The 16,500-nt window shown below is 51.7% G+C and carries 17 protein-coding genes; 9 read left to right on the forward strand and 8 right to left on the reverse strand.

Features of this window, described 5'->3' with window-relative positions; all coding sequences use genetic code 11:
- Positions 1-70 precede the first annotated feature (70 nt).
- The 3 genes from F5I99_RS16270 to F5I99_RS16280 are packed head-to-tail and all read left to right on the forward strand — an operon-like array spanning position 71 to position 2,581.
- Positions 71-562 (forward strand): TRAP transporter small permease, encoded by a 492-nt coding sequence (locus F5I99_RS16270; protein ID WP_151057822.1) that lies wholly within the window; start codon positions 71-73, stop codon positions 560-562.
- The gene (locus F5I99_RS16275; RefSeq protein WP_151057824.1) at positions 559-1,836 is read left to right on the forward strand and encodes a TRAP transporter large permease; all 1,278 of its coding nucleotides are present in this window, start codon (positions 559-561) and stop codon (positions 1,834-1,836) included. The genes F5I99_RS16270 and F5I99_RS16275 overlap by 4 nt, the downstream gene beginning before the upstream one ends.
- A 16-nt stretch (positions 1,837-1,852) precedes the next feature.
- Positions 1,853-2,581 (forward strand): M15 family metallopeptidase, encoded by a 729-nt coding sequence (locus tag F5I99_RS16280; RefSeq protein WP_191906016.1) that lies wholly within the window; start codon positions 1,853-1,855, stop codon positions 2,579-2,581.
- 26 nt (positions 2,582-2,607) lie between these two features.
- On the opposite strand, the gene F5I99_RS16285 is transcribed toward F5I99_RS16280, so the two are convergent.
- Positions 2,608-2,838, reverse strand: coding sequence for a DUF2798 domain-containing protein (locus tag F5I99_RS16285; RefSeq protein ID WP_151057826.1), 231 nt, complete (start codon positions 2,836-2,838; stop codon positions 2,608-2,610).
- Between the two features lie 64 nt (positions 2,839-2,902).
- Positions 2,903-3,820: an EamA family transporter RarD gene (gene rarD, locus F5I99_RS16290; RefSeq protein ID WP_151057828.1), complete on the reverse strand. Its 918-nt coding sequence runs from the start codon at positions 3,818-3,820 to the stop codon at positions 2,903-2,905.
- Positions 3,821-3,999: 179 nt separating this feature from the next.
- On the opposite strand from rarD, the gene F5I99_RS16295 reads away from it, so the two are divergent.
- From F5I99_RS16295 to F5I99_RS16310, 4 genes are all read left to right on the forward strand, one after another.
- Positions 4,000-4,347, forward strand: a complete 348-nt coding sequence (locus tag F5I99_RS16295) for a hypothetical protein (RefSeq protein ID WP_151057830.1) — start codon at positions 4,000-4,002, stop codon at positions 4,345-4,347.
- Positions 4,348-4,363: 16 nt separating this feature from the next.
- Positions 4,364-5,680: an MFS transporter gene (locus F5I99_RS16300; protein ID WP_151057832.1), complete on the forward strand. Its 1,317-nt coding sequence runs from the start codon at positions 4,364-4,366 to the stop codon at positions 5,678-5,680.
- Positions 5,681-5,770: 90 nt separating this feature from the next.
- The gene (locus F5I99_RS16305; protein WP_151057834.1) at positions 5,771-6,829 is read left to right on the forward strand and encodes an META domain-containing protein; all 1,059 of its coding nucleotides are present in this window, start codon (positions 5,771-5,773) and stop codon (positions 6,827-6,829) included.
- A 66-nt stretch (positions 6,830-6,895) separates the two neighbouring features.
- Positions 6,896-7,276, forward strand: a complete 381-nt coding sequence (locus F5I99_RS16310; RefSeq protein WP_151057836.1) for a SirB2 family protein — start codon at positions 6,896-6,898, stop codon at positions 7,274-7,276.
- 6 nt (positions 7,277-7,282) lie between these two features.
- On the opposite strand, the gene rfbD is transcribed toward F5I99_RS16310, so the two are convergent.
- The 4 genes from rfbD to F5I99_RS16330 form a co-directional block, all read right to left on the reverse strand.
- Entirely contained in the window at positions 7,283-8,185 is a 903-nt protein-coding gene (gene rfbD, locus F5I99_RS16315; RefSeq protein ID WP_225307445.1) for a dTDP-4-dehydrorhamnose reductase, read from the reverse strand.
- 139 nt (positions 8,186-8,324) lie between these two features.
- On the reverse strand, positions 8,325-9,587 hold the full coding sequence (locus F5I99_RS16320; RefSeq protein WP_151057840.1) for a TRAP transporter large permease: 1,263 nt from the start codon (positions 9,585-9,587) through the stop codon (positions 8,325-8,327).
- A gap of 6 nt (positions 9,588-9,593) precedes the next feature.
- Positions 9,594-10,145, reverse strand: a complete 552-nt coding sequence (locus F5I99_RS16325; protein WP_225307446.1) for a TRAP transporter small permease — start codon at positions 10,143-10,145, stop codon at positions 9,594-9,596.
- A gap of 57 nt (positions 10,146-10,202) precedes the next feature.
- Complete coding sequence (locus F5I99_RS16330) at positions 10,203-11,192, reverse strand: TRAP transporter substrate-binding protein (RefSeq protein ID WP_151057844.1); 990 nt, start codon at positions 11,190-11,192, stop codon at positions 10,203-10,205.
- 82 nt (positions 11,193-11,274) lie between these two features.
- Between F5I99_RS16330 and F5I99_RS16335 the strand changes: the two genes are divergently transcribed.
- Positions 11,275-13,125, forward strand: a complete 1,851-nt coding sequence (locus F5I99_RS16335) for an ABC transporter ATP-binding protein (protein ID WP_407670307.1) — start codon at positions 11,275-11,277, stop codon at positions 13,123-13,125.
- Positions 13,126-13,276: 151 nt separating this feature from the next.
- Complete coding sequence (locus F5I99_RS16340; RefSeq protein WP_151057846.1) at positions 13,277-13,969, forward strand: DUF3047 domain-containing protein; 693 nt, start codon at positions 13,277-13,279, stop codon at positions 13,967-13,969.
- Between the two features lie 7 nt (positions 13,970-13,976).
- Here F5I99_RS16340 and F5I99_RS16345 read toward each other — a convergent pair whose 3' ends face one another.
- Positions 13,977-14,909 carry a metallophosphoesterase family protein gene (locus F5I99_RS16345; protein WP_151057848.1) on the reverse strand — a complete coding sequence of 311 codons (933 nt, stop codon included), beginning with the start codon at positions 14,907-14,909 and terminating at the stop codon, positions 13,977-13,979.
- Complete coding sequence (locus tag F5I99_RS16350; protein ID WP_225307447.1) at positions 14,902-16,281, reverse strand: sodium:solute symporter family transporter; 1,380 nt, start codon at positions 16,279-16,281, stop codon at positions 14,902-14,904. Before F5I99_RS16350 ends, F5I99_RS16345 begins: the two co-directional genes overlap by 8 nt.
- Between the last annotated feature and the right edge of the window lie 219 nt (positions 16,282-16,500).

Below are 16,500 nucleotides of genomic sequence, written 5' to 3' on the forward strand. Positions count from 1 at the left end.
TCTTCGTCAGTCGCTCCATTCGATGGAGCAGTGCGTAGCGCTGCTCCTGCCTGTTTGCGATGGATATTCTATGAATACGTTTCGATTAAACACTCTGTCTTTCGTCAAGACAACAACACTCATGCTGGCCAGTGCACTATTACTGACCAACATTTTGGTCATTCTCTATGCGGTTATGCTTCGCTACCTGGTAGGCGGCGCACCAATCTGGACCGATGAGGCCGCACGATTCCTGGTCATTGGCTGCACCTTTCTTGCTGCCGGCGCTGTATGGGTGGAAGGTGGCCACATGCGTATTGCCCTACTGGAAACAAGCCTGCCGACACGCCTGTCTCAGGCACTGGTTCTCTATCAATGGCTGCTGACACTGACACTGGCAGTTGTTGCTGCAGTGTTCAGCTATCGCTATGCCCAATCGGTCGGAATGTTCCAGACCCCGGGACTGGGCATCAGTCGAACCTGGCCACTGCTGTCAATGCCGATTGGCTTCGGATTGCTGGCACTTCAGGTGCTGCTCCACGGCCCTAAACGTCTGCCTGTCATGTCGGAGAACCCAGAATGACCCTGATAATGCTGCTTGTTTTTTTGATCCATGTTCTGTTGGGTCTGCCGCTATTTCTGGCGCTGCTGACCACGGCCGTTGTGGGCTTCATGTTCGTCGATCCATCCATGATCGGCCGCATTATGCCGCAACAGTTTTTCGGCGGTATCAATGTGTTTTCTCTGATGGCGATACCGCTGTTTATTCTGGCGGGCAACCTGATGAATGCCAGTGGTATGACTGAACGCCTAATGCACCTGGCTAAAATGCTGGTCGGCCACCTGCGTGGCGGTATCGGCCATGTCAACGTGGTTTCCAGCGTATTTTTTGCCGGCGTCAATGGTTCGGCCGTAGCAGATACTTCCGCGCTGGGGTCTCTGCTGGTACCCGCAATGAAAAAAGAGGGGTACTCTACGGCTTTTGCCGCCGGTCTGACAGCAGGAAGTTCATTGATCGGGCCGATCATCCCTCCCAGTATTTTCATGATTCTTTATGCGTCACTGACCAACACATCTGTGGGCAGTCTATTCCTCGCAGGGGTAATCCCAGGAATGATTATGGGCATTGCCTTTATGGGACTCAATGCCTGGTATGCCTGGAAACATCAGTTACAGAAACAGGGAGGTCTCCCCTCTATGAAGATGCTGGCAATGGCTATACTGGGTGCCATGCCAGCGCTGGTCGCGCCCTTTATCATTGTTGCGAGCATCGTGCTGGGGTTTGTCACTCCAACAGAGTCCGGTGCACTGATCACGGCCTATGTAGCACTGTGTGGCATGCTGCTCGGGCAATTGAAACTACTCAATCTCTGGAAAGCGATTATCGATACAGCCCGGCTGACCTCAGCGATTTTTCTAATCATGGCGGCTTCTGCAACCATCAGTTGGCTGCTGTCATATGCACAGGTTCCCGCTCAGTTTGTCGAACTGCTGGCTCCCTTTGTGGATAAACCCGTGATGATTCTGCTGATCATCAGTCTGATCACTTTTATTACCGGCATGTTCATGGAAGAAGTCTCCACTCTGATGCTGTTGACCCCGATTATAGCCCCAATTGCCATGATGGCCGGTATCGATCCGGTACATCTGGGCATCATCATCACTCTGAATATCACCATTGCTTTGATTACACCGCCTATGGGGGCCTGTGTATTCGTTGCTGCAGCCGTCAGCCAAATAGAAATTATTGAACTGTTTAAGAGTATCTGGCCTTTTGTGCTGACTGCTGTGCTGGTACTGATCCTGTTGATATTTTTCCCGGCGCTGACGCTCTGGCTGCCAACCACCTTCGGATAAGCTGATATTGAATAATATGAAAACGTTGAAAAATGAGTTTCTTTTGCAACCCATCCCTCACCAGGCAGAGCCCAACTGGAGCCAAGTGAGCCGAATTCCGATCCATGAATCAGATGAACCGCTGGTTCCATTGTCACTCGCTCCAGATTTCATCAAGATTTTTCCAGTCTATAAGCGGTTGGGAATACCCGGTGCTGTGACTGACTGCTTTATCCGTGAGGGTGTCTATCGTCGCCTGCTGGCGGTAGCACGTTCACTCCCAGACAGCTACAACCTGGTAATTTTGGACGGCTGGCGGCCTTGGAGAGTACAGCAGCACCTGTTCGACAGTCTCTATGAAACCTTGCATCACCAGCATCCTGATGCCAATGAAGCACAACTGGTCACTATGACCCGTGAGTTTGTATCCATCGCAAGTCGAGATCCACGAGCACCTAGTCCACACCTTACTGGTGGCGCTGTCGATGTCACGCTTTGCGATGCGGATGGCTTGATGCTCAATATGGGAACACGATTTGATGAGGTTTCACCGGCTTCCCACACGGATTATTTTGAACAGTTTGATGATGGCAGTGCTGAACAAATTGCGCGTGATCGTCGGCGACTGTTGTTCAATGCCATGGCCCGGCAAGGCTTTACCAATCTGCCCAGTGAGTGGTGGCATTATGATTTTGGTGATCAACTCTGGGCCAGTTACACTGGGGCCACACAGGCATTATACGGACCCACAGAGTTTTCGCTTTAACTGGCCACAGCCGTCAGGCATGACGATCATGCCTGACGGATCAGCTTCGCCGACAAGTTTTGCAGTCGCGGAGCGCCCACTAGAATAAGCACAAAGGCCACTGGCCAGGCTACAATAAAGGCATGAAACCAGCGCAGGAAAAAGCCATCAGAAAAACCGGTGTTTATCAGCGTAATTAAACATGTCATGATAAACACCATATAAATCGACATCATGAAAGTGAACACAATGCGCTGATAACGAGCTGGAAAAATCATCTTGCCCTATTCCGCTATGTCGTAGTTAATATGGTGCAAAGAGTAGTTACTCTGTCGCTACTTGTCACTCTATTGACCGGGATTCTGTCGCAATCTTCACCTTGTCATTAGTGACTGATTTTTTATTGGACAACCACATGCCCCACATAAACAACACCAGGGCTGTCCAGATAAACAGGAAAGTCACCAAGCGCTGCGGCGGAAAGTCCTCTTTAAAAATCAGCACAGCAATCAGAAATTGCATGGTCGGGTTAATATACATAACAAAGCCGACCACTGACAGATCCAGCCGTTTGGCGGCGGCTGCAAACAATAATAACGGGATGGCTGTCATCACACCGGAAGCCACAAGCAACAGGGTGGTCGACAGATTACTGCCAAAATCCAGCTGGTAGGCTGGGCTGATGAATTGCCATGCCAGCCAACCCAGAGCCAGCGGGAAAATCAGCATCGTTTCAACGGTTAACCCATTAAGCCCGTCTACCGGGAAGCGCTTGCGTACCAGACCATAAAAGCCAAAGCTCAATGCCAAAGATAAGGATACCCAGGGGAAACTACCAAGACTGTATAGTTCCCAGCCTACCGCCACTGCAGCCAGACCACCGGCAACAGCCTGTAACGGATGCAAGGCTTCTTTGAGTAACACCCGCGCCAGCAGCAAACTGACCAGAGGCGTCATGTAGTAACCGAGACTCGTTTCCATGACCCGGTGCTGTGCTACCCCCCAGATAAAAATCAGCCAGTTAGTCGAAATTAGCAAGGAGGTCAGCGCCAGCCAGCGCATCAGCACCGGATCTTTCAGCAAACGTACAAATGAATTCCATTTACCCAACACCAGGATCACCAGCATCGTGACCAGCATCGACCAGATAATACGATTGGCCAGCACCTCAACGGATGACACATGACTTAGCAAATTAAAAAACAGTGGGAAGCATCCCCAGATAGTGTAGGCAGCCAATGCCAACAACAAGCCCTGCATAAGTTTCTCCTTAGACGATCGCAAAGCTTAACCCGTAATATCAGAAAGTTCAGCTCAAAAACGCTTATAGACCGATCAGTTTTATTATATTAGTATGACTTTATATATATTCACTTGGCTTGCCTGAAAACCGACAGGGATTCACTCACCCTGCCAAACACCTTCGATATGGACTCCTGATGAAAAAACTATTGCTATTTTCATTGCCCGCTCTGATCATTGGCTTGGTCATGGGCTCAGGGCTGAATCACTACCTGCAACAACCCAGTGCCGGGATGTATGTCACTTTTGAAAATCAGGATAGTGTCATGATTGAATCGATTCAGCTGAACTTTGGCAACGCCAATGGTCAGTCAGATCTGTTAACACTGCGACTGGCTCCTGGTGAGCAACGTTTGCTGCTGTTGAATCATGATCCCGGTCTGGGATTTAATGTCAGTGTGCGCTACGCTGGTGGTGATTCACAGGAGTTTTGTGCCCGCCAGTCCGATGATCAGCGTCAACAGACTATCGCCCTACGCCGTTGAAGCACAGGAACCAACCATGAAGCCCCTCCATCCGAACTGGAAGGACACCCTCTACACACGTCTTGCTGAAGATGATGAAGGCCGGGTGTGCAAAGACATATCCGCTGACGCCTGTTATGAAACACCCGGGAACTTCATCCACACCCTGATAGCCAATACCCTGAGCAGCCTTGCCGACAAACTGGCCAGCGCTAAAACCACCTTACCCTGGCTGTTATTGCACCTGGGCGCACCTGCCTGGATGTTGAGCTTACTGGTTCCCATTCGCGAATCCGGCTCTATGCTGCCACAAATGCTCATAGGCGAACTGGTCAGACGTCAACCTGTACGCAAATGGGTGTGGGTCTGGGGTGGTACTCTTCAAGGTCTCAGTCTTATGGCGATGGGCTGGACAGCCTTGACCCTTGAAGGAGCCACGGCAGGTATTGTTCTATTATTCTTATTAGTTCTTTTTAGCTTGGCTCGCGGGGCCTGCTCTGTTGCCTATAAGGATGTACAGGGCAAGACCATTCCAAAAACACGCCGTGGGCGTTTATCCGGCTGGATCAGTGCGGTATCCGGACTGGCGGCACTCGGTGTGGGTATATTACTGAGCCTGATCCAGACGGATACTTCACAACGACTCTACGTCGGCTTGCTGTTGCTGGCCGCACTGTGCTGGTTGTTAGCCGCCTGGAGGTTCAGCCGCATTGTTGAATTTCCAGGCGCAACAGACGGTGGCGCCAATGGATTGGCAGCAGCGTTAAAAAAACTCAATCTACTGCGGGACGATAAGCCCTTCCGGCGTTTTGTCATCGCCAGAGCACTGGCCATGGGTTCAGGGCTTGCAGCACCCTTTTATATAGCCCTGGCCCGCGATGATCTGGGCAGCGCCATCAGCTTGCTGGGATTATTCATTGCTATTGAAGGCTTGGCTGGGCTGGTCAGCTCTCCCGTCTGGGGGCGCTGGGCAGATCACTCCAGTCGCCAGGTGTTTGCTATAGCCAGTGCCCTGGCCGGTTTACTGTCTATTGCTGTTGCCGTTATCTCATGGCTCACCTTAAGCCCTACGCTAGCCATGGCTGTCTATTTACTGGCATTTTTTGGCTTGGGTGTTGCCCATGCCGGTGTCCGGTTAGGGCGCAAAACCTATATGGTGGACATGGCATCAGGTAACAAGCGCACTGACTATGTGGCGGTCAGCAACTCGGTGATCGGCGCGGTATTATTACTGACTGGCCTGGCAGGGGCACTCGCCGCCCTAATCTCTGTACAGGGTACGTTAATCCTGCTAGGCCTGGCAGGTCTGGCCGGAGCGTTAATGAGTTTACAGTGGCAGCACGTCTCCGGCTAAGCCGCTGGTGCATTCAGTTACGTCCAGCTATATTGGTCAACAAGCCGCGTGTCTGATAAGGCATTGGCAACATATTAACGAGAATCTATTATGCCTAAGAAGTTATTACTCAGTCTGTCACCCTGTATTGCAGCCGCCTTATTGATCAGCGGCTGCAGTCAAACAACCACCCAACCAGAGGCCGACACCACGGAGGGTGCAGCAGTTGCTCTACAAAATCAGAGCTATTTCGGTGTACTCCCCTGCGCCAGCTGTCCTGGCATTGATACCCATCTGGACCTACTGGCCGATGGCAGCTATTTTCTGACCGAAACCTACCAGGACAGCCCCGACGGCAACGTCAGTCAGTTAGGGCGCTGGACGCGGGAAGATGACCGACTGTTACTCCAAGGCAAAGACAGGGTCTTGATTTACTTCGCAACAGACAGTGGTGGCTGGTTGCAGGCCGATATACAGGGCCGCCCAATTGTGTCCGAACTTAATTACAGCATTGAACCTCAAGGCTGGAATCCTGCCGAGGTGACAGGTTCGGTTGAGGGTATGCTGACCTATATGGCGGATGCGGCCTCTTTTATTGAGTGTTCGACCGGCAAACGCTTCCCGGTCATTATGACCGAGGGCTGGTTACCGGTTGAACGTGCTTACCTGGCATCCAGCAGTGCTGGCGGCAGCTACCTGAACACCCTGGCTGACGTCACCTTTAAATGGACCTCCCCGGAAGAGGGTCTCACTCGTCACCACTTATACTTCAATCATCTGCAACAAACCTTGCCAGCCACCACCTGTGGCAGTCCGATTGAGGCACTGGAAAATTATGAATGGGATCTGGTCGAATTGCAGAACACTCAACCGGAACAGTTGGAGGCTTTACAAACACGCCCCTATATTAAGTTCAGTGGCCAGCAGCTTTCCGGCCATACCGGCTGTAATGCCATGGCAGGCCAGTTCAACCTGGAGGGCGAGCGCCTGCAACTCAGCCAGGTAGCCAGCACGCGCATGTACTGTGAGTCAGCAGCGCAGATAGAAAATACATTTTTGCAGATTCTAGAGAAGGCCAGTTACAGCAGCCTGGAAGGCGAAAACTGGAGCTGGTATGACCAAGACATGCTCAAGCTTGCATCCTTTACCCGAAAAATCGCGCTGGACTAGTTGTGTGCAAACAAGGCTTATGCCACAGTCCGCACCTGTTAACTGAACTAATGGAAAACTGACTTTATGTACATGGCGTTTAAACACCTTCACCTGACAATGGTCGCTTTGACTATCCTGCTCTTTATTGCCCGAGCTGGGTTTGTCATCGTCTGGCCTGCTGGCATTCGCAAACGCTGGATGAAAATTCTGGCGCACGGCGTGGATACTTTGCTGATCCTTTCTGCCATCGCCTTGCTGGTGGTGATGAACATGAATCCGATCCATGTCAGTTGGGTATTGGCAAAAATTATCGGCTTGCTGGCCTATATTGGTTTCTCGGTTTATGCCTTCAAGATTGCTAGCACTCTGCCATCAAGATTGCTGGGTGTACTACTGGCAGGAGCGACTCTGGCTTACATTGCCATGGTGGCCGTACGCCAGACACCTACGCTTGGGTTATTCTGAAAAAGGCTATAAGCGCACCTGGCCATAGTAATCCCGAATTAAACGCTGGAGCTCTAGGCGCCAGGGACGCTGCCTGATACCAAAAGCATTCAACACCTTGCCACATTTTAATACTGATGTGGCCGGGCGTTGCGCTTCAGTGACGTAATCCTTTGAAGCCACTGGCTGAATACTGTCGACTTTCAGGTCTTCATACTGGCGCGCGGCAGCAATTACCGCTTCACTGAAGCCATAACGCGTTGTCACTTCTGCACCGCAATAATGGTAGGTTCCCCAAGCTTCAGCACCGCAGCTCAGCTGTTTGATAATCGCCAGGATGACGCGCGCCAGATCAAATGATGAGGTTGGACAACCCCGGCGGTCATCCACGGCATACATCAGCGCATGCTCACGGGCTTCCGACAGCAAACGCAGCATGAAGTTATCACCACGGTCACTGAACAGCCAACTGGTTCTTAGAATAATATGCTGTGGCAGAAGTTGGCGTACATATTCCTCGCCGCTTAATTTACTTTCACCATAGGCACCCAGAGGGCGGGTGTCGTCCTCTTCGGTATAACCACTGGCATAATGACCATCAAACACATAATCCGTCGATAACTGAATCAATGGAATAGACAAATCACCACAAGCTACCGCCAAATTGCGTGCCGCTTCTGCATTCAGCAACATAGCCCGTTGCGGATCACGCTCAGCACGGTCTGCGCTATTCAGCCCGGCGCAGTTAATCACATAATCTGGCAGATGCTTATCAAGCGCCTCCACGATTTTAGCGGGCTGAGTCACATCCAGTAGTTTGCGGCTCAGGGCCACTACAGAAAAAAATGCATCAGCTTCAGCAAGCCTGACGATCGCTGAGCCTGATTGACCATCAGCACCTGTAATCAAAATTTTAACCGGATCAGACAACAATCATGGATCTCCGAAAAGTAACAGAATAGTTTAAAAAACCCATTATATTTCAATGGAAACAGTTATACGTAAGTACACTCATAATATATAGAAAGCCATGATGCCAGTTAAAAGTAAAGTCATGTGTTGGTTAAATTTACAACAGTATCAACACCAACTCAGACTTCCAGCTCAGCAACACCAGGGTCACCAACGTCATCAGCAAAAAAGGCAATAATGCTTTGAAGATGCGCATCGGTGACTCACCGGTCATCGCCGCGCTAATAAACAGACCTGCACCTACTGGTGGTGTCAACAGCCCCATCACCAGCGTCAGACACACCACGACGCCAAACTGATACGGACTGATACCAAAATCTGCCTGTGCTACCGGTAATAAAATAGGTACGACCAGAATCAAGGCAGCTATACCATCCAGCACCATACCCACCAGCAACAGTGCCGCCACCACCATTAATAAAAACACGAACGGGTCAGCGGTCTGCTGCACTATCCAGGCTGCCGCATTCTGGGGTACATGTTCATACACCAGCACCCAGCCAAAAACGCCCGCAGCTGAAATCAAGACAATCACCATGCCAGAGTTCAATGCGGTACGTTTTAACAGCTCAGGTAGATGAGAAAAGCGTAACTCTTTATACACGAAGCGTCCAATTAACAACGCCCCCAACGAAGCCAACGCCGCTGATTCGGTCGGCGTAACCAAGCCAGAGAGGATCCCACCAATAATCAGTACCGGAATAGCCAACGCGGGCAAACCCAGCAATAGAGCCTGACGGGATTCAGCAAACGTCAGCCATTTACCAGGAGGGTATTGGTGTACCAGCCCCATCAGGGTGATAGTAACAAAAAACAGTGCCGACATAATCAAACCCGGGATGATGCCAGCGATAAACATATCGGCAATCGGTACCTGCGCCAACACACCGTACAGCACAAATAGCATCGAAGGCGGGATAATAGGTGATAACAGGCCTCCCGCGGCAGTAATAGCCGCCGCATAGGGACGATTGTAGCCCTCCTTCTCCATCTCCGGCACCATGGCGCGTGACATAATGGCAATCTGAGAAGCGGCAGAGCCCATAATGGCCGCCATCATCATATTAGCCACCAAGTTGATGTAGGCCATGCCACCCCGAAAACCACCCACCAGGATACGCGCCATGTTGATTAATCGACGTGTAAGCCCACCTTCATTCATCAACTCACCCGCCAGCATAAACAACGGAATTGCCAGCAGACCGTAGTTCTCGATAGAGCCAAATAACTGCTGTGCGAAGGAATCAAACAGCACTGAATTATCGGACGTGGCAATATAAAAGGCCGCAGACAGCGCCAGCACCAGTGCAATCGGTACCGACGCAAACAGCAATACAAAGAACACCGCCATCAGGGTCATTACCTGTTACCCCTGAGCATCGGCATAATCTCTTTTAAGCAATTGTACACAGCGCCCTTGAAAATTAACCCAGGCATGTAACAGCAAAGTAACGGCGACAAACGGCAATATCAGCCAAATCCAGAATTTATTCAAGCCCAGCGTATTGGTGGTTTCAGCATAGATAAAATTGAAAGTTTGCATCTGAAATGCTTCGTCATCAAAGCCGTGCTGATACAGGGTGAAGGGATCAAACCAGCGGATACAAAACAGTAACAGCAAACCGGCAAACAGCAGCACCATCAAATCACTGAATACCCCCAGCCAAAGCCGCCCCTGTGCGGGTAACAAGTCAATAATCAGCGTGACCGACAGGGTCTGGCGGCGCTTGATCACTACCGAGGTAGCCAGAAACGTCATCCACACCATGGCATAGATTGCCAATTCATCCACCCAATAAATCGCCATACCCAACGCACGACTGACAACATTGAGCAAAATCAACACAGTAACCAGAGCAGCCAACAATGCCGCTAACCACATTTCAGCAGTGACCAGCCAATCGGATAGTTTACGCATACATGCCATCAATAAACCTGCTGGCAACGGCCGGTGCACCGCTGCCATTCATTGAAATCAAGGATTTCTATTACTTTCCACAGCATCCCGCAGGGCACCCAGACTGCTGGTTTTTTCTGACCAGATAGCTTCCCAGGCCGCTATACTCTCAGCAAAGTCTTCCCGGTCAGCTTCAGTAATGGTGATATCCAGCGCACGCAACTCTGCTTCCTGATCACGCTCCTGTAAACGGAAGGTCTCTACCACGTCATCCAGTTGGGCTTTCATCAAGCCAGCCAGTTGTGCTTGATCTTTTTCGTCCAGGTTGCGCCATACCTTGGCTGATACCACTCCCACCATTGGAAACATCATGTGATTGGAAATCAGTAGATGCTCAGCCCGCTCATAAAAGCGGAAGATCAGAATTGAATCAAAATCCATATCGATGGCATCAATCTGGCGGTTTGCCAAGGCATCATATACGGCAGGTAATGGTAGTGGGGTTGGCGCTGTATTCAAAGCACTGTAAAAATCCCGGATCGGATCAAAGGGCGTAATGCGCAGCTTTTTGCCCTGCAGGTCCGCTGGCGTGCTCACCGGCGTGCGACTCATCATCTGACGCATCCCCGCCATACCATAGCCTATACCTACCAGGCCAGCTTGCTGTGGTAGTAGATCAAACATCTCCACAGCGGCATCAGACTGCAGCAAAGCAGCGGCCTCATCTATATCATCAACCAGATAAGGCGCATACAACGCACCGAACTCAGGTACGCGATTGGAAATCTCTGCAACAGTCAGGAAAGCCATGTCCAGCGCACCCGTCTGCAGTTGCTGTACCATTTGTGCTTCATTACCGAGCTGCGCAGCCGGAAACACTGTTACACTATGCCGACCTTCTGATACCGTCTGCACTTCTTCGGCAAAACGCTCGGCGGCTTGCGTCCAATGGTGTGACGGCGGTGTAATCAGTCCTAAACGAAAATCCTGCGCTAAGGCTGGCAGTGACAGCAGCGTCATGCAGGATGCCACACCAGCGGCAGTCAGTAGGTTGCGCAGTGAGATCATGGTTGACTCCTGATATTGTTATGTCGAATGAGTGATTCCTGTTCACTGAATTTAAACACAATTCCAGCCAAATATGTTAAAGATGATGAAGAGAGTTAATCTGTTTCAGTGGTTCGAAAAGCGTATTAATCCCTTCCCCGATGAAGAACCGGGACAACCACCCCAGGGGCTGATTGCCTTTTGTGTTTATTTCTCACGCGGGATAGCGCCCTGGTTGTTACTTGCAGCGCTGATGATGACCTGTGTTGCTCTGGTTGAGGTGTGGTTGTTCAGCTTTATGGGCAATCTGGTCAACTGGTTGGCTGAGCAAGACCGGGATTCTTTTCTAGCCACCGAGGGCTGGAAACTGGCAGGTATGGCGGCGGTGATTATGGGCCTGCCGCTGATGGTATTGCTGCATTCACTGCTGAGTTTCCAGGTACTGATGGGCAATTACCCGATGCGTATCCGCTGGCTAATACACCGCTACCTGCTGAAACAGTCGATGCACTATTACCAGGAAGAGTTCGCTGGCCGCATAGCGACCAAGCTGATGCAGACAGCGCTGTCGGTACGTGAGTGTGTGATTAAACTGATCGACGTACTTAACTATGTTGGCGTCTACTTTATTGGCACTCTGGTGATCATGGGCAGTGCGGATACCCGCTTGGTAATCCCACTGGTGGTCTGGCTGATCGGCTATATTTTGATGCTACGCTACTTTGTGCCCTTGATGGGCAAGGTGTCTCAGCGCCAGGCCGATGCCCGCTCTATCATGACCGGGCGAGTGGTAGATGCCTATACCAATATTCAAACCGTCAAACTCTTCTCTCACGCCCAGCGTGAATCGGCCTATGCCCGCGAAAGCATGGATGGCTTTCTGGGAACGGTACACCAGCAGATGCGCCTGGTCACCCTGTTTAACACCTGCCTCTACCTGCTCAATTCGCTACTGCTACTGGCCGTATCCGGGCTGAGCATCTGGCTGTGGTTGAATGAACTGATCAGTATCGGAGCGCTGGCTGTAGCGTTGGGGCTGGTGCTGCGTTTATCGGGCATGTCTCAATGGATTATGTGGGAGGTCGCCGCCCTGTTTGAAAATATCGGCACGGTCCGTGATGGTATCGGCTCCATTTCCGTACCCCAGCAAGTGCAGGACAAACCCGCTGCACCCGCACTTAAAGCTGATAAAGGGGCTATCAGTTTCGATCAGATCAGCTTTCACTATGGTCAGCAATCGGGCGTTATCGACGCACTGTCGCTGGAGATCAAAGCTGGTGAGAAAGTGGGCCTGGTCGGCCGCTCCGGAGCAGGCAAATCTACACTGGTGAATCTGCTGCTGCGTTTTTATGATCTGGAAAGCGGACGCATTCTGATCGATGGTCAATCCATTGCCGATGTGCAGCAGGAGTCCTTGCGCGCCAATATCGGCATGGTCAGCCAGGACACCTCCCTGCTGCACCGTTCGGTGCGTGACAATATCGCCTACAGCCGTCCCGAGGCCAGTGATGCTGAGGTGATTCAAGCCGCTACACGCGCTAAAGCCGATGAGTTTATTCCAGCCCTATGCGATGCCAAAGGTCACACTGGCTATGATGCCCAGGTTGGCGAGCGCGGTGTCAAACTCTCCGGTGGCCAGCGCCAGCGCATCGCCATTGCTCGCGTGATGCTCAAGGATGCCCCTATTCTGATTCTGGATGAAGCCACCTCGGCGCTCGACTCTGAAGTAGAGTCTGCGATTCAGGAAAATCTCTACCGGCTGATGGAAGGCAAAACCGTAATCGCCATCGCCCACCGCCTGTCGACCATTGCCGCCATGGATCGCTTAGTCGTGATGGACCAGGGTCGTATTGTTGAAACAGGCAGCCATGCTGAACTGCTGGCACAAGGCGGCATCTATGCCTCGTTATGGGCACGACAGTCGGGTGGGTTTCTGGCAGAGGATGTGGAGTAAAGCCCCATCAAGGGGTCAGCCAACTCGATCATAGTCGATCGAGTTGGCTGACCCCTTGATTTCTCCTTGATTTCCTTGATTTTACCGCGAGGTGTAAGATATTCCCCTGGCAAACGACTTAACGCCTATCTAACTGAAACCAGGTGATACCATGTCGACTTTTGCACTCCAGCCACCCATAGCAATACTGACACTCAGCCTTCTAATCAGCCCGTTATTCGCCAGTGAACAGCCACCCGCTTTTTCCCAGACCGGGCTGAATGGCTGGGAGACAGAAAGCTTTCAAGGTCAGACGGATTATCAGATAGTGCGGGCCGGTGATCAGCCGGTGCTCTATGCCCAGGCCCGACAAACTGCGTCAGGGCTGGGCTGGGAAGGTGAACCTGACTTGCAACGCACACCCTGGTTGCACTGGTGCTGGTGGGTTAGCAATACCTATCCCGGTGTTGATGAAACCCGCAAAGCCGGTGATGATTATCCGGCCAGAGTATATGCCGTGGCCTCAACAGGCTTTTTCCGTTGGCAGGTACAGGCTATCAACTATGTCTGGGCCAGTGAGCAACCTAAGGGCAGTGACTGGCCTAATGCCTTTACGTCACGCGCCCGTCTGCTGGCCCTGCAGTCTGGTGATGCACAGCTGCATCGCTGGGTTGCTGAAAGCCGCCATCTGATCGACGACTTCAAGCGTTACTTTGACAACCCGGATCCGCAGATTCAGGCGCTGGCACTGATGACCGATGCTGATAATGCCGGACTGGAGGCCAGTGCCGGGTATTCTGATCTTGTGCTCAGCACCAGTGCCGAGCATCCTGGCTGCCCGACAGCACCTCCGGACAACAGCTAAAGCACTCTCATACCCATAGATCCGCACCTTCCCGGGACAGTGACGTTCCCTGGCTAATCCTGTTCCAGTAGGACACATAAGCATCAGAGCCTTCTGGCCAATATGAAAGAAACCACGCCTGCCAGGCTTTGGCATCAAAATGCAGCGGAACGGCCTGATAGCGCAACCCCTGGTATTCTGACTGATATAAAGGGTCAAGCAGGCCTGACCGCGTAGCGATCCGCGTCACTACGCCATACAGCCCATCGGCAAAATTGGGCATACCCGCCGCACCATTATTGATAACCACACCTTCAGGATAACGCCTGCATACCGGCTGGCAGGTGTGTGACGAAGCAAACGCATCCACACCAGCCGCCTGCAGCCAAGTCTGAATCCTGGCCTGGCGTTCAGGTTCATCTATGCCATCAACAGCAAACCCCCAGCCAGCCAGGGACGTCGCATCACCATGTACCAGTGCTACCGGACGACCACCCACCTGTACTTTCATAAACAGGGGCAACGCCTTCAATGCATCACGCATAGTGCCTTCCTGTGGCATCTGTTGCTTAAGGCGTTGAAAGATACGATTGGAGCGCTCTACCAAGGCCTGATCCACTGACTCTGGATAAGCACACCCGCAGCCAGCAAGGTTCTCGATTCTTGCCAGCTCTTTTTCCACATTACCGGCCAGCGCATCAAAAGCCTGTACGCCTTGCTGAATTGTGGTAAACCAGTATGCATCTGCATCAAACCAGTGAAAGTCACCATTGAACACCACACGGGCGCCAGGCTCCTTTGCCACCAGTTGTTTCAAGGCCTTGAGTGCAAACGGATTACCATAGAGGCCCCCCACTACATAAAGCACCTTACAGGAAAACGCCGCAGGCATTGCCGCAATTTCTTCAGGGCGGTAGCGATAATCCAGCGGACAGCTACGCCCGGCAACCAGGTTATTCACGCTCCAACCCCCACCAGAAACTGACCAGACCGACCGTTAAAATCACCAGTGTCAGTATCAACAGTTTACTGTAATCATGCTCAACCCCCGTCCAACTGCCGATCCAGTTCACATAACCGGAAGTTTCCAGGAAATAAATCACCGACCCGCCCACAGCAAACAGGAAATTGATCAGAAAACTCCACTGGGCAACCCGCCGGTTCATCCAGATACAGAAAATAATGATGGGGGTCAGAAACAGGGAGGCGGTTCCACTGACGGCAACCGCAGCGTATAGATCCCGGGTGCCAAAATAGACCATAAACAGCCCACCCAGCATAAACAGCAGCATCGCCACACGCCCTCTGTTCGGATGGATTCTCCCCATCCCCATATCAACAATGGCAAGTTTTGAGGCACTGGAAAGCGTCGAATCCAGGGTCGAGGCCGCTGAAACAATCAGTGCAAGCCCCAGCAGGAAGATAGCAGGCATACCCAGCAAGCGTTGCATGGTAACCATCAACTCCTCTTCACCCTGGCGATGTAACCCGGCAAACACGCCCAGCAGCCCAAATAAAATAATGAATGCTGTGGAAATCCAGAAGGCTTGAATAAAGCTCTTGCGAGTCGTATCACGATCGGCCAGAAAGCCTCGATCCATCATCACCGGGTCATGCAAGGGATAGCTGATCACCTGCAACAGCGCCACCAACAGCAAAATCCAGCCAGGACTGCCCCACCCCGGTGAACTGACCAGCAATGCCGGTAGATCAAACTGCGAATGACTGATCAGCATGACCAGCAGCACCAGCAGCACAGCCAGTAAAATCAGCATCTGCTGTACATCAGTTTTCAGCGATGCGCTTAGACCACCCTTGAGTGAATACACAAGCGTAATTCCTGCTACCGCCAGTATGGCCAGATTATAAGCACCGGAACCGGCGACACCGAATACAATACCCACCACCAACAGGTTGGCAAACACCTCTGACAACAGGCGCAAAGACACCAGCAGGTTGTAACACACCACCCCCATACGCCCAAAACGCTCACTGAAAAACCCTTGAATATTCGAATAGCCGTGCACAAAACGCAGCCGGTCGATAATCAACCAACCCGTCAGAAACGAGCCATAATAGACCGCATAGGCCAGGGTACCGGCTATGCCGAAAAAGTACCCCAGCAAAGCGGCATTCATCAGTGAGCGCGCAAAAATCCAGGTAGTTACCTGTGACAACGTCAGGGTCCAGACACCGGGCACATACCCCGGCTCCTGCCCTCGAAAAAAACCCTCTGCAGTAGTAACTCGGGGAGCCACCCACCAACTCATCCCTGCAACAGCCAGCAACACCGATAGCAATAAGGCCACCTGAAAAGCGGAAGTGATCATCATCCTTACCCTTTTATAGTTAATAAGGCCTTGGTCGTTTTTTTTCAGATGGCATTACAATAAATGTAATTTTTCCATATACCCGATTGGCAGCTGGCCGATGATGTTGTTTGATGCTGCTGGAGACCTGACGCATCCACTTCTTTTGCAACCCTGCCCTGTTGCTTGACAGATGCGTGACCTGCGTCAGATCACGCGGGTTTACGCAAAAGGTCAGGACAA

It is taken from the genome of Nitrincola iocasae (genome assembly GCF_008727795.1).
GTDB classification, from domain to species: domain Bacteria; phylum Pseudomonadota; class Gammaproteobacteria; order Pseudomonadales; family Balneatricaceae; genus Nitrincola; species Nitrincola iocasae.

Coding starts and splice junctions, on each gene's coding strand:
- F5I99_RS16270 (WP_151057822.1), top strand. CDS start 71: ATGAATACGTTTCGATTAAACACTCTGTCTTTCGTCAAGACAACAACA.
- F5I99_RS16275 (WP_151057824.1), top strand. CDS start 559: ATGACCCTGATAATGCTGCTTGTTTTTTTGATCCATGTTCTGTTGGGT.
- F5I99_RS16280 (WP_191906016.1), top strand. CDS start 1,853: ATGAAAACGTTGAAAAATGAGTTTCTTTTGCAACCCATCCCTCACCAG.
- F5I99_RS16285 (WP_151057826.1), bottom strand. CDS start 2,838: ATGATTTTTCCAGCTCGTTATCAGCGCATTGTGTTCACTTTCATGATG.
- rarD (WP_151057828.1), bottom strand. CDS start 3,820: ATGCAGGGCTTGTTGTTGGCATTGGCTGCCTACACTATCTGGGGATGC.
- F5I99_RS16295 (WP_151057830.1), top strand. CDS start 4,000: ATGAAAAAACTATTGCTATTTTCATTGCCCGCTCTGATCATTGGCTTG.
- F5I99_RS16300 (WP_151057832.1), top strand. CDS start 4,364: ATGAAGCCCCTCCATCCGAACTGGAAGGACACCCTCTACACACGTCTT.
- F5I99_RS16305 (WP_151057834.1), top strand. CDS start 5,771: ATGCCTAAGAAGTTATTACTCAGTCTGTCACCCTGTATTGCAGCCGCC.
- F5I99_RS16310 (WP_151057836.1), top strand. CDS start 6,896: ATGTACATGGCGTTTAAACACCTTCACCTGACAATGGTCGCTTTGACT.
- F5I99_RS16320 (WP_151057840.1), bottom strand. CDS start 9,587: ATGACCCTGATGGCGGTGTTCTTTGTATTGCTGTTTGCGTCGGTACCG.
- F5I99_RS16325 (WP_225307446.1), bottom strand. CDS start 10,145: ATGCGTAAACTATCCGATTGGCTGGTCACTGCTGAAATGTGGTTAGCG.
- F5I99_RS16330 (WP_151057844.1), bottom strand. CDS start 11,192: ATGATCTCACTGCGCAACCTACTGACTGCCGCTGGTGTGGCATCCTGC.
- F5I99_RS16335 (WP_407670307.1), top strand. CDS start 11,275: ATGATGAAGAGAGTTAATCTGTTTCAGTGGTTCGAAAAGCGTATTAAT.
- F5I99_RS16340 (WP_151057846.1), top strand. CDS start 13,277: ATGTCGACTTTTGCACTCCAGCCACCCATAGCAATACTGACACTCAGC.
- F5I99_RS16350 (WP_225307447.1), bottom strand. CDS start 16,281: ATGATGATCACTTCCGCTTTTCAGGTGGCCTTATTGCTATCGGTGTTG.